This is a genomic window from Hyphomonas sp., assembly GCF_013823385.1.
In the GTDB taxonomy this organism is placed as follows: domain Bacteria; phylum Pseudomonadota; class Alphaproteobacteria; order Caulobacterales; family Hyphomonadaceae; genus Hyphomonas.
In genome coordinates, this window is the sequence record NZ_PNMA01000022.1 from 35,615 (window position 1) to 47,970 (window position 12,356).

Consider the following 12,356-nt stretch of genomic DNA (forward strand, 5'->3'; position numbering starts at 1 on the left):
GAAATTGCGCGCGGGTACCCTTATGAGCAGACGGCCAGAACTAGTATCCGCCAATGAGCGCAGGACAAAAAACATTACCTCGGCCCAGCGGGCGGCGGTCATCGTTGCGTTGCTTGGAGAGGGCGCTGCCCGTCCGATTGCCAGCAAGATGGATGACGCTGCGCTTTCAAAGGTCGCGGCGGCACTGGAAAGCATCAGCTATCTTTCCCGCGATGATGTGATCGAGATTGTGATCGATTTCCTGCAGCAGCTGCGCGGGGCGAAGGGGTCTCTGATGGGCGGTCCGGCCCGCGCAAGAGAGGTTCTCTCGAGCATCGTTGATTCGGGCCGGTTAGGCGCCTTGTTTGGCGACGACGCAGGCGGCTTTGGCGACGCTGGCGGTTTCATGGAAATGGACTGGCAATCCATCGCCCAAGGAGACGACAATGCGGGCGACGGCGATACTTGGCTGCGCCTGAGCCAGCGCGAACCGCAAAAGATTGCAGAATATCTCAATCGCCTGTCGCCCAATCTCATTGCCATGATCCTGAGCAAGCTCGATGCGGCCGTGGCCTCCAGCGTGCTTTGCTTCATCAATGAAGAAAAGCTCAGCCCGATTCTCAGCAAGATGATTGAGCCGCCGAAGGCCGACCCTGAAATCGACGCAGTGATCAGCCGGATGGTCGACATGGAGTTCCTGAACCTGCCGCAGGCTGTCGCCGGTGGCGATGACGGGCATCTGGAAACCATCGGAGAGATGCTGAGCCTTATCCCGAACGAAAAACGGGAAAACCTCCTGAGTGTGCTGCAGACGAAGTATGAGAGCAAAATGCCGATCATACAGAGGGGGCTGTTCACCATTGTCAGCCTGCCAGACATTCTGCCGCGCGTGGCTGTGCCGGTCGTGATGAAGGAAGTCGACCCCGATCTCATGATGAAGGTGCTGACTACCTTCAAGAACGATTATCCAGCCGTGCTGGAATATATCCTCGGCAACATATCCTCCCGTATGGCAGATCAGATCCGGGAAGATCTGAAAGGGGCGCCCTCGATCCCGGACACTGAGGCAGAGGTTCTGCACCGCGATTTCCTGACGCAACTCATGGACATGCGCCGCAAGGGCCTGATCACCATCACAAAGCCCAGCTGAAAACAGAGCGCATCGGTTCTGTCAGGCAAATGAGGGCTGCGCGGCTAAGGGTTCCTGAGCCCATGCCTGCCTGGGCGCAATTCCCAAAGACTGTGTATGGACTGGTATCAGACCAGTGTCAGCGGATCACAAGATCTGCATGGATCGCGCCGGCAGCCTTCATGGCACGGATGATATCTGCCATTTCCTGAGGCGACACGCCCAGCGTATTGAGACCGGCGATCAACTGCGACAGTGTCACATTGGGATCGAGCATGGCGATATTGTTGCTGCCGGTCTGGCCGATGATGATTTCCGAACGGGGCAGGACCATCGTTTCGCCGCGCGCAAACGGGTTTGGCTGGGAGGCCACCGGCGTTTCGCGCACTTTGATGGAGATATTGCCCTGGGCAATGGCCACGCGGGAGATGGTGACGTCCTCTCCCAGAACAATTGTTCCGGATTTCTCGTCGATGACGATACGGGCAGGGGAGGCGACCTTGATGGGCAGGTTCTCGATGCTGGCCAGAAGGCGCGACGGCGAGTCGGAAATGCCGCGCAGGTCCAGTTCAATTGTGCCAGGGTCACGCATGGTGGCGAGCGGGAAACCAAAGGAGGCATTGATGGTGTCTTCGATCCGCGCCGCGGTCGTAAAATCAGGTGAGCGCAGGGCGAGCGATATTTGCTGATTGCGATTGAAATCGTAATTCACTTCGCGCTCGATCTTGGCGCCATTCGGGATGGCACCGGTCGTGGGGGAGCCACGGGTCTCGCGGGCGCCCTGGGCTTGCACATCGATGCCGCTGACAATGATAGACCCTTGCGCGACGGCGTAGATTTCGTTGTCGCCGGCCTTCAGAGGCGTGAGGATCAGCGTACCGCCTTTGAGGTTAGTTGCATCTCCGATCGAGGCGACGTTAACGTCAATGCTCGACCCGTTGCGGGCAAAGGGGGGAAGGGTGGCAGTAACCAGAACGGCCGCGACGTTCTTCGGTTTGATCTGCTCGCCCTGTACGTTGACGCCGAGGCGTTCCAACATGTGCGTGAGGGAATCTTCCGTGAACGGCGAGTTACGGACTGTGTCTCCTGTCCCGTTGAGGCCGACCACGATGCCATACCCGACAAGATCGTTTTCGCGCACGCCCTGAACGTCCACCACATCCCGGATGCGTGCCTGCGCATCGGCAGGGAAGGGGAGGAGCAGGGGCGCGAGTGCGAAGACGGCGATCAGCCAGGAAGACAGTTTCATCAGGCTACCTCAGAAAATTCAGGAGGGTAAGGTTCGAGAGGCGGGAGGTCAGCAGATAGGCCGCCTCCAGACCTGCCTCAAGCTGTTTGAGTTCAGAAGCGGCGTCATACTGATCGCGCCCGACCATGCTGTTGAAAACGGTGTTGAGGATGGCCTCCTCGGTGTCGAGGGACTCCCTGGATTTGGCGATGCGCTCCTGAGAGATGCCGATATCTGCCCGCAGGTTCACGAGCGCGGTGGAGCCTGTTCCGATGCGCTCTGCGCTGGCCGCTACGATGTCCGGGTTCTGATCGAACAGGGCTATGTTGTTGGACGTGGTGCTGATGGCCATTACGGCAAGCGCGGAAATCACTTCGACGATGGCGGGGTCTGTCGCGGTGACGGCGTCCGGATCGCTGGAGGTTGCGCTGCCGGCATAGATCGAGGTGAGCCATCCGCCCGTTGGCGATTGAAAGTATTCGTCGAGCTGGAGCTCGAAATCTGCTGCGCTGGTGGCCGTATTGGCGATCTGGCGAATATCGGCGAGCAGCTGGTCAGGGCTGGTGAGGGGCTGGGTCGCTGTCTGGTCGCCAGCGAACAGAAACCGGTCGCCATGCCGGCTGTTGAGCGCATTGAATGTGTCTCTGAGGGCCGCCTCAGCGTCGCGGGCGACAAGATCCTGGCCGGGCCGGTCGCCCATGCTCAGCGCGCTGAGCATCCGGACTTCCAGGCCGGCGATGCGTTCCTGAACGCCGCCAAGGCTCTGTTGGGCAAGGTCGAGACGGCCGGCGCGGATGCTGAGCAGGCCGCGCTGATTTGCGATATCAGCAAGTGCCTTGTGGCTGGTCATCGCGGAGCCGATGCGGCCGCCAAGATGTTTTGTCAGGTCGGTATGCTGGCCGGTGACCGACTCCTGGGCGGCGCTCGTGGCACGGGCTTTCATGTCCGCGATGCTCTGGGAGAAGGAGGCTGAAATGATGCTGTTGGGAGGGATGACGCGCATGGGGATCAGAGCTCCATCAGAATGTCGAGCATGTCGCGGGCAACCTGGATCACGCGTGCATTGGCAGCATACGCCTGTTCGATCAGCATGAGTGTTTCCATTTCCAGATCGACATCAACGCCGGTCAGGGCCTGCTCCGCCTCAACAAGTGACAGATGCTGAGCCTGTGTGGAGGCGAGCACGGAGTCCTGAAAGACCCGCTTCTGTCCGACGACTGAAGATAGTTGTGCAGCCAGATCGCTGGCAGAGAATGCCCCCTGGAAGCCGTTCGAGTTGAGTGACTTTATTTGCGTAAAGGCATTGAACATGGCGGACAGGGTGGCCGAGTTGCCGGGCGGTCCGGAGATGGTTGCGCCCAAGCCGTCGCGCAGGCGCCAGATTTCACCGCCCTGGGCCGGGTCAACCGCAGCATTGACGGAAATGCGTGATGCGAGGCCAAGCGTGCCCGCGCCGGCGGGATCAACGAACAGGCCTTGCTCGCCCGGTGTCTTGGTTGGATCGATCGCATCGTCTGACAGGCGGGTAATGATGTCATTGGCCACCATGTCCAGCTGGGCCATGAAGGCGGGCATGTCCTGATCGCGGAGCGTGAACAACGCCCCGAACAGACCCCCTGAAACGGCACCGAAGGAGGAGGAGCCCGGGGTCAGATTGATGCCATCGATGGAAATTCCCGAGAGCTGCCCACCCGCCAGAGTTTGGGTAGATGCGAAGCTGGCAGCAGGGGTAAACTCGATCTGGCGCAGGGTGCTGCCATTGATCAGATAGACCCCTTGCGTGGTGAGGACGTCAATTGTGCCCCCCTCGCGCTGCACGGTCTGGATAGGGAGGTGTTCGGCGATCGTATCGAGAACGCGCTGGCGTTCGTCCATCAGCGACGCGGCCTGAGCGGAATAGGTGTCGATAGCGGAGATCCGCTTGTTCAGGTCTCTAATCTGTTCCAGGGCCTGGTTGACCGTCTTTACGCCTTGCAGGATTTCACTGTCGGCCTCTCCGCGCGCCTGCGCGGCGTATGCGGACAGACTGTTAAGTTCCTGGGCAACGGATTTGGCCGCATTGAGCAGGGAAGAGGCGGTAGCGGAAGACTCCGGGGAGGTGATCGCAGCGGAAAGGGCTGCTTCAAACTTCGCGAAAGTGCTGAACAATCCGCTTCCTGAAGCCGTGTCACCCACGCGCTTTGAAATCGACTGCCAGGTCGATGCGAGCACAGTTGCCTGCGCGACATCGCTCGTCAGTTCCCGTCTCTGCGCTTTTATCGCTTCGTCGGGAGCCCGCGCGACGCCGTAAGACGTGACGCCAGTAGTCTGCTCGCCCTTGACCAGCTCGCCAATTACCAGCGACCGCCGGACATAGCCCGGCGTGCTGGCATTGGCTACGTTGTTGGCAACGACTTCGGCCTTCTGGCTAACTACCTGAAGGCCGGATCGTGCGGCAATGATGGCGGCTGAGATGCTCACTTAAGCAGGCCTCCTAACGGCGCCGTCAGCGTTTCAGGTTCGTCGTTTCCTGGAGCATCTCGTCCACCGTCTGCACGATCTTCGCATTGGATGTGTAAGCTCTCTGGGTCTCGATCAGATCAGTAAGTTCGGCCGCGACATCCGTAGTGGACTCCATCAGCGAATAGCCTGAAACGCTGCCGACTGGACCACTGCCAGCATCCCAGAGGTACAAGTTTCCGCTTGAGTTGGAAGACGTGTAAGCTTGGGAGTCGAGTGCCCGGAGACCGTTCATGTTGGGAACGTCAGCAATCGGGATCTGGAACAGGGTCCTGCGGAAGCCCTTGTCATAGATCGCCTGGAGGTATCCTTTGGCGTCAATCTCCACAGACTGAAGATCGCCGATGGGTGAACCGTTCTTGGTCACTGCCGTTGGTGCAAAGGAGCCAGCGAGCTGGGTGATCCCGGTGCTGTCATTCAGCCGGCCGATGAAGGTTTCTACGGGTCCATGGGCGAGATTGAGAGAGACGCGGCCTGTTGCCGGGTCATAGACGGCACCATTGCTCGCTGTTGCGCTTGCAATCCGGCCACCCGAAGCGGGCGTATCGCTGAATGTGATTGCGAGATCACCAATCGATACGGCAGGATCACCGGCACTGTCGAATATCTGGACGGTCCAGGAGTTACTTGAGCCGGTCGCGGGAACGACGGGGGTGAATACGTAGGTCACGTTCTGAGCGCGCCCGAGATTGTCGAAGTATTCAACGGGCAGGCTGTAAGGCTCACCTGTTCCACCAGCGCGGGTCGCGTCTGCTGGCACGTTGATGCCCAGATCGATGCTGGATGTCGGGGTTGCGTTGAAGACCGAGGTCGAAATGTTCACCGGCACGAGGTTGGCGCCGCTGTTGCGGCTGACATTGCCCACTTCACCCTGAGCATTGGCAGCCCAGCCGAGCAGGAACAATCCGCTCTGCGTGCGCAGGAAGCCATTCTCGTCCGCGAAGAATGAGCCTGTCGGAGTCAGCATCAGATCGCGGTTTGCTGCGAGATCTGTGATGCCATCCAGGTTGGTTACGGGGAGAAGGCCGCGCCCGGCAACAGCCACGTCCGTCGCTCGCCCGGTGCTGATCAATGAGCCCGTCTCGGCAATGTTCTTGTAGGTATCAACGCGCACGCCGCCTGCGGCATAGGCCGCAGAGGACTGCTGCAAGACCATGCTGGAAAAATCGACGGCGCTACGTTTGTAGCCGTACGTTCCGGAGTTTGCGATGTTGTCGGAAATGGTGGCGAGACGAGTGGCGTTTACACTCAGCCCCATAACCCCCGCGTTCAGGGAGGATGAGATGCTCATATCTGGTTGCTCCTGCGTCAGATAATCACGCAAATTGGAGGCAACTGGTAAATAACCTGATAACTCTACAATCGAACTGATTTACCTGCTGGAGGCCGGTTTTGCCAATACACGGATCAGTTCGTCAGTATCGTGATCGATATGCGGCGGTTCTGAGCGGCTTCAGGGTCGTTGGGGATGAGGGGATCAGCATCCGCCTTGCCTGAAACTTCGCGAATACGGTGAGCTGGAACACCCGCCGCGGCCAGGAGGCGGCGCGCGGTATTGGCGCGGTCGGCCGACAGGTTCCAGTTGTCGTAGACAGCGTCATTCCGGTACCGGCGGCTGTCGGTATGGCCTACGATCTTGATTTCATTGTCAAACTCACCAAACACCTCGGCCACAATACCCATGATCTGGGTCATTGTTTCAGACGGCGCGCTCTGGCCGATAGGGAAGAGGGGGGTGCTTTCGGAGTCGGTGATCTCCAGAACGATGCCTTCGGGGGACATCTTGATCATAAGATGCTCCGAGAGCTTGCGGCTCTCGCCACTGAGGGATTGCTTGAGGCTCTGCAGGTCGTCCGCGATCTTCTGTTCTTCTGCCTTCGTGGTTTGATCATCCTTCGCCTTGTGCCCGTGGGCCTGCATCTCCTGCTGGGCTCGGCGGTTCGCGCCCGTTCCCGTATTGGCGTAGGTTTCCTCGGCAAATACTGAGGAGCCTTGCAGGGCATCGGCGCCACCTCCGGAAATCCGGCTGATGGGGATCGAGGGATTGAAATAGTCGGCGAGGCCCTTGCGCTGCTCTTCGGTGGTGGCGTTGAGCAGCCACATGAGAAGGAAGAAAGCCATCATGGCGGTCACGAAATCCGCGTAAGCGACCTTCCAGGCGCCGCCGTGATGGCCGCCACCCTTGTAGACCTTCTTACGCTTTATAATGGTCGGTCCTTGTGCTGAGGAGTCCGTAGCCATTTTTGCCACCATTTTTGCTTCTGCTTGGGTGGTAGTATCATTGTACAGTCAATTAAGAGCGTAAGGCGGGGCCGAGGATCTGCCCATCTTGATAACCTTTCCTCAACCAATTGGGCGCCACAAAGAATCGCTGGATTCGCTTGCATCCAGAAGGGGTGGGGTATGTCATCGGTTCTCAGGAAGAAGTTGGAGTCCAGGTCGGGATTGCCCCCGACGATCCTTGGCTATCATGAGTTCTGGGAAACTCTCCATCAAGCAGTCTGTGCTTGGGCGGATGAGGCGATGGATGGCACCGTCCCGGAAGAACCCGACGTCCGCCGGATGTACAATGGCGGTGGGCTTCTCGAAATCCTGGAGCATCAGACAGCCTTCTTCTTCCATTCCATGCATTCGCCGGGAATCTGCGCCATTGCGACCAACGAAGCCGGGGCTGCGCGGGTCGTAGCCAAGCGGCTCGGTCAGGATTTCGAAAGCGCGCAGGAAACGTCCGCTCTTTTCATGAAGTTGATGTTCGAGGCGCCCGCCGTGTCATTATGGCGCGGGGCTGCGCGTTTGCTTGAAGGGCATGATGCCGACACAGCAGCATCACCGATCTCCGATCCGGCTCAGGCCGCCGGGCATGTCAACGCTGACAGCCGCTATCTTGCCGTTGCCTACCGGGTTATGCCGGCAGCCCTGCAATCCCAGATATGGATTATTTTCGACCTTGAATTTATAATGAGCTGTGCGCACGGCGCTCAGAGGCGCGCCGCCGAGCATCGCAGCCTGTCGCCGTCCAAGGTGCTGCGCGAGAGTGCACTGCGATCTTCTATAAATGTTGAAGCGGTTCTTGACAAAATATCAATGACAATCGGCGAATGTTCGCGGTTGGAGGTGGGCGATCTCATTCCGCTGCCAGACACCGATCCGGGATCGGTCCGTCTGAATGCTGAGACCGTCAACGGACAAATTGAGATCGGGCAATGTGAAATGGGAGTGTGGAAGCGCCAGCGAGCGCTGAAGCTGAAACAGCCCGTGCTCGAACCCTTCACGCAGGAAGTCGCGAAGATGTAGCAAGGAAAGGTCACCCGCAGCCGCCGGTATAAAAGAGTGGCGCGGTTTATAGGTACACGGAGATAGGCAGTTGAACGCGATACTCGGCCTGGCAATTACCATGGTGATGGTCTTCGGTGGCTATATGCTCGCCGGGGGCAAATTAGGTATTATCCTACACTCACTTCCTTTTGAGATGATGATGATCGGCGGCGCCGCCACGGGCGCATTCCTGGCCTCCAACGATTTCACGACGGTCAAGCATACTGGCGGGGATGTCGTTGCTGCGTTCACAGGCCCGAAGTGGAAGAAGACCGACTATCAGGATATTCTGCTGCTGATGCACGAACTGCTTCACATCATGAAGCAGAATCCGGTCGATATCGAACCCCACATCGAAGCGCCCAATGACTCGGCGATCTTCACCAAATATCCCCGTATCCTGAAGGATCACGAGGCGATTGAGATGATCTGCGACACGATCCGCTCAATGATCATGAACTTCGACAATGTGCACCAGGTCGAAGAGCTGCTCGACAAGCACCTGGAAGGCCTTCTGGAAGAGAAGCTGCACGGCTCGCACGCGCTGCAGCAGACGGCTGACGCGCTGCCGGCGCTCGGGATCGTCGCGGCTGTTCTGGGCGTCATCAAGACAATGGCTTCCATCGACAAACCACCCGAAGTGCTGGGCGGCATGATTGGCGGCGCGCTGGTGGGTACGTTCCTGGGTGTGTTTCTTGCCTATGGCATGGTGGGCCCTTTTGCGGCGCGCGTGAAATCGATCCGGACTGAAGAGCACCTTTTCTATTCGATGATTGGCCAAGTGCTCGTGTCGAGCCTGTACAAGAACCCAGTTAACATCTGCGTTGAAGTGGCTCGCCGCCAGGCGCCCGCGCGGGTTCGCCCGACTTTTGATGAGGTCGAGCAGGCGGTAAGGGGGCTCAAGCAGGCAGCATGAGGCGATACCTCTGGCTTCTCCTTTGCGGCGTCCTTCTGGCTCCGCCCGTCCTTGCTGCCAAACCGGCAGAAACGGCGGCGGGGCCAGACGCGCGTAAGCAGGCCCTGTCCACAGAGCTCAACCAGTTTGTCCGGGATGCGATTGACGAAGGTCTGCTGGCCCCCTCCGGATCTGGCGGGGATGCTGGGGCCGCGCAGCCGCAGGCCGGGGAAACGGCCGCAGGTTCGGGTGAGCGCTTCATTTCTGCGCCGTCTGATGTCTGGGCACTGGCCGGCCGGATGGATTGCAGCGCGCCTTATCCGCTGGATTTCTCTGAATTCGCAACCGCCTCAAGCTATTCTGATATACTGAACTATCGCTCCCAATTGATGGCCGGGGGCGCTTCGCATACTGACGATCACCGGCTGGCAAAGGCATACATCGCGCTCGATATGGGCTCAGAAGCGCTGATGAACCTCAATGATCCTCGCGACCCGAATCAGCAGGCCCTGCGCCAGGTTGCCTTGATGCTGGACGGCCGGGTTCGTCCGGATATTGCATATTTTCAAGAACTTGCACGCTGCCACGAGCAGGCGGGGTTCTGGCTGGGGATGGCCTTGCTGAGCGATGGCCAGGGTGTTGGCGCGGCGCATGTCGAGAAGAGTTTCAGCGAGTTCCGCAATCTGCCGCTGCAGCTGCGCACGAGTGTGACTGCGATTGCTGTGCCCGAACTCGACCGCACAGACGGGCGGTTCCTGTCCCAGAAAATGATGGCTGCCTTTGCAGAGGCAGAGCTGCGCGATTCGGCCCAGCTGCAGTTTGCCAATGCGATCCTCCAGATGGGGCAGGGCAGCACTGAGGCGGAGATCATTATCCGGACTTTCCTTCTGCAGGGTCGCTTTCAGGACGAGGCCCTCTCGGCCCTCCTGAGGCATAAACGCGTGATCGATGCGCCGCTAAAAGCGCTGCTGCTCGATGGGATGCTGGTCAAGATCGCCCAGTCTCAGCGAGATGATGACATCCGTGCCAGCATGAAATTTGTACTCGAGGAACTCAGCGCCGAGTCCCGCTATCTGACGATGATGGAGATGGCCGGGCGGGAGAACATGCAGAGCGCGGCGGTGCAGAGCGAGATCCGCAGTCATTTCTTCAGCGCCCTTGAGCGGGATCTGGCAAGCGATGACCCCCTGCACAATCTGGCCGCTATCGAGGCCCTTTCTATTGAAACAGGCCTGCTCGATCATCACGAGCAGCGCACGGCGCTGTATGAAGCTGCGACCCTCAAAGCGGTGCGCCTCGGCTTTGCGTCGCTGGCAGACAAGCTATCGCAGAAGACGCAGGCCGGAGAATCAGTTGCCGAACAACGCGCAAACCTTGCTTATCGGCTGAAGGACTATGCGTCTGTATTCAAACTGGCTGAGGCAAATCCGTCCAACGCACAAATCGGTCTGATCGCGGCATTGAGCGCCATCGATGCCAATGATGCGTCCCAGGCTCAGTTGTTTACTTCCCGCCTCAAGCTTGATGACACAACGGTCCTGATACTGATTGAACAGGATGCCGCCATGCGGCGCTGGATTGTGCCCGCCAAGGTCTATCAGGCGGCGGAGACGATCTCCGATGCAGCGCTCAAGGCGCGTGTCGACCGTGTGCTGAGCCTGAGGCAGGCCGCCACCAGCGGGCCTGCCCAACCTGCGCCGGCCAGTATCGCTGTCATTCCGGACCGGCTGATGTCGACTAGAATGGCGTTGGAAACACTCGAAGGAGGCGGTAACTGATGTCGAGCGCAGTTTATAGCACGCTGGCCCGCCAGCAGGGCCTGATGCACGAGATGCAGGTCGTGGCCAACAATCTCGCCAATTCCAGCACCACGGGGTACAAGTCAGACCGCGCGATCTTCACGGAGTTCCTGGTATCAACTGGGAATGGCGCCGATCAGTCGCTCTCGATGGGCGCTCTTGGCGGTCACGCTTTTCAGATGGAGCAGGGGGGGCTGAATTTCACCGGCGGCCGGTTCGATCTGGCGATCCAGGGGGAAGGCTTCTTCATGGTGGATACTCCGCAGGGGGAGCGCCTCACGCGCGCGGGACATTTCCAGCTATCGGCGGAGGGCCAACTTGTCGATATGCAGGGTAACCCCGTACTTAATGCGGGTGGTAATCCCATCAATATACCGCAGGACGCGCTGGACGTTACGATCGGTGCAGACGGCACGATTTCGGGCAACGGACAGATCATCGATCAGGTCGGGATCATGGTTGCAGACGGAGAGCTCCAGCGGGATTCCAATACCTATTTCTCGACCGACGGCGAGGTCGCGCCAACTCAGGACGCAAAACTGCTCCAGGGCGCGCTGGAACAATCGAATGTTTCAACAGTGCTGGAAGTGTCGCGTATGATTGAAGTGCACCGCGCCTATGAGGCGGGGCAGGCACTTCTTGAAAAAGAGGACCAACGCATCAGTCAGCTGATCACAGCTGTTCGGGAGCGCTGAACTGTTTAGCAGGTGTAGGAGACGCCTATGAAGTCATTGCAGATTGCCGCGTCCGGGATGGCCGCCCAACAGTTACGGGTGGAAGTGATCTCGAACAACATCGCCAACATGAGCACCACGGCCTATCGTCCGAGGACGGCAGAGTTTTCAGACCTCATGTACCAGCAATACCTGACCCCGGGCACGATTACCTCGCAGGTCGGCACGGTTGTGCCCTCCGGTATCCAGCTCGGTACAGGTGTCCGCCCCTCTACTGTTTCAATGGCGCTTACTCAGGGTTCTCTGCGCGAAACGCAGGCTGAACTCGATATCGCCATCGACGGAAACGGGTATTTCGAGGTGACGCTTCCCTCCGGCGAACCTGCTTTCACGCGCGATGGCAAGCTCAGCCGCAGCCCGGACGGCGAGATCGTGACATCGGATGGTTATCCGCTGGCAGACGGGATCGTGATCCCGGCTGATGCGCGGCGCATATCGATCAGCCGGGACGGCGAAGTGGTCGCTTATTTCGCCAATGAAACGGATGGTCAGGCCATCGGGAACATCTCTCTCGTCCGGTTTGTGAACGAGAAGGGGCTTGAAGCCATGGGCGACAACATGTTCCGGGAAACGCAGGCCTCCGGCCCTGCCAACCGGCTCATTCCGGGAACGGAAGGCATGGGTTTCCTGCGCCAGGGCTATATCGAAGATTCGGCTGTGGATGTCGTTAAAGAGATTTCCGACCTGATCGAAGCCCAGCGCGGGTATGAACTGAACTCCAAGGTGATCACGGCATCTGATGAGATGCTGTCGGCCACAACGCGGTTGAGGTAGCGCC

The 12,356-nt window shown here is 59.0% G+C and carries 11 protein-coding genes; 6 read left to right on the top strand and 5 right to left on the bottom strand.

Translation table 11 applies throughout. The features are described from left to right. Positions 1-22: 22 nt before the first annotated feature. Positions 23-1,129 carry a FliG C-terminal domain-containing protein gene (locus tag C0456_RS13205; protein WP_291052872.1) on the top strand — a complete coding sequence of 369 codons (1,107 nt, stop codon included), beginning with the start codon at positions 23-25 and terminating at the stop codon, positions 1,127-1,129. Positions 1,130-1,247: 118 nt separating this feature from the next. On the opposite strand, the gene C0456_RS13210 is transcribed toward C0456_RS13205, so the two are convergent. From C0456_RS13210 to C0456_RS13230, 5 genes are all read right to left on the bottom strand, one after another. Then, positions 1,248-2,357, bottom strand: a complete 1,110-nt coding sequence (locus C0456_RS13210) for a flagellar basal body P-ring protein FlgI (protein WP_291052875.1) — start codon at positions 2,355-2,357, stop codon at positions 1,248-1,250. 4 nt (positions 2,358-2,361) lie between these two features. Continuing rightward, positions 2,362-3,339, bottom strand: a complete 978-nt coding sequence (locus C0456_RS13215) for a flagellin (protein WP_291052878.1) — start codon at positions 3,337-3,339, stop codon at positions 2,362-2,364. Positions 3,340-3,344: 5 nt separating this feature from the next. After that, a complete protein-coding gene (flgK, locus tag C0456_RS13220; protein ID WP_291052881.1) occupies positions 3,345-4,796 on the bottom strand; it encodes a flagellar hook-associated protein FlgK in 1,452 nt (483 codons plus the stop codon). A 25-nt stretch (positions 4,797-4,821) separates the two neighbouring features. Then, a complete protein-coding gene (locus C0456_RS13225) occupies positions 4,822-6,126 on the bottom strand; it encodes a flagellar hook protein FlgE (protein WP_367179273.1) in 1,305 nt (434 codons plus the stop codon). 116 nt (positions 6,127-6,242) lie between these two features. Continuing rightward, positions 6,243-7,076, bottom strand: coding sequence for a flagellar motor protein MotB (locus C0456_RS13230; protein ID WP_291052886.1), 834 nt, complete (start codon positions 7,074-7,076; stop codon positions 6,243-6,245). 282 nt (positions 7,077-7,358) lie between these two features. Between C0456_RS13230 and C0456_RS13235 the strand changes: the two genes are divergently transcribed. The 5 genes from C0456_RS13235 (at position 7,359) to flgG (ending at position 12,352) form a co-directional block, all read left to right on the top strand. Further along, a complete protein-coding gene (locus C0456_RS13235) occupies positions 7,359-8,129 on the top strand; it encodes a FliM/FliN family flagellar motor switch protein (RefSeq protein WP_291052889.1) in 771 nt (256 codons plus the stop codon). A gap of 70 nt (positions 8,130-8,199) precedes the next feature. Then, the gene (gene motA, locus C0456_RS13240) at positions 8,200-9,066 is read left to right on the top strand and encodes a flagellar motor stator protein MotA (RefSeq protein ID WP_291052892.1); all 867 of its coding nucleotides are present in this window, start codon (positions 8,200-8,202) and stop codon (positions 9,064-9,066) included. Beyond that, positions 9,063-10,823 carry a hypothetical protein gene (locus C0456_RS13245; RefSeq protein WP_291052895.1) on the top strand — a complete coding sequence of 587 codons (1,761 nt, stop codon included), beginning with the start codon at positions 9,063-9,065 and terminating at the stop codon, positions 10,821-10,823. The genes motA and C0456_RS13245 overlap by 4 nt, the downstream gene beginning before the upstream one ends. Further along, a complete protein-coding gene (locus tag C0456_RS13250) occupies positions 10,823-11,539 on the top strand; it encodes a flagellar hook-basal body complex protein (protein ID WP_291052897.1) in 717 nt (238 codons plus the stop codon). The genes C0456_RS13245 and C0456_RS13250 overlap by 1 nt, the downstream gene beginning before the upstream one ends. A 27-nt stretch (positions 11,540-11,566) precedes the next feature. Further along, a complete protein-coding gene (gene flgG / locus C0456_RS13255) occupies positions 11,567-12,352 on the top strand; it encodes a flagellar basal-body rod protein FlgG (protein WP_291052900.1) in 786 nt (261 codons plus the stop codon). Positions 12,353-12,356: the final 4 nt, after the last annotated feature.

Bases quoted from the DNA above. Each gene is read 5' to 3' on its own strand.
- C0456_RS13205 (WP_291052872.1), top strand. From the start codon at position 23: ATGAGCAGACGGCCAGAACTAGTATCCGCCAATGAGCGCAGGACAAAA.
- C0456_RS13245 (WP_291052895.1), top strand. From the start codon at position 9,063: ATGAGGCGATACCTCTGGCTTCTCCTTTGCGGCGTCCTTCTGGCTCCG.
- C0456_RS13235 (WP_291052889.1), top strand. From the start codon at position 7,359: ATGGATGGCACCGTCCCGGAAGAACCCGACGTCCGCCGGATGTACAAT.
- C0456_RS13230 (WP_291052886.1), bottom strand. From the start codon at position 7,076: ATGGCTACGGACTCCTCAGCACAAGGACCGACCATTATAAAGCGTAAG.
- C0456_RS13215 (WP_291052878.1), bottom strand. From the start codon at position 3,339: ATGCGCGTCATCCCTCCCAACAGCATCATTTCAGCCTCCTTCTCCCAG.
- flgG (WP_291052900.1), top strand. From the start codon at position 11,567: ATGAAGTCATTGCAGATTGCCGCGTCCGGGATGGCCGCCCAACAGTTA.
- C0456_RS13250 (WP_291052897.1), top strand. From the start codon at position 10,823: ATGTCGAGCGCAGTTTATAGCACGCTGGCCCGCCAGCAGGGCCTGATG.
- C0456_RS13210 (WP_291052875.1), bottom strand. From the start codon at position 2,357: ATGAAACTGTCTTCCTGGCTGATCGCCGTCTTCGCACTCGCGCCCCTG.
- C0456_RS13225 (WP_367179273.1), bottom strand. From the start codon at position 6,126: ATGAGCATCTCATCCTCCCTGAACGCGGGGGTTATGGGGCTGAGTGTA.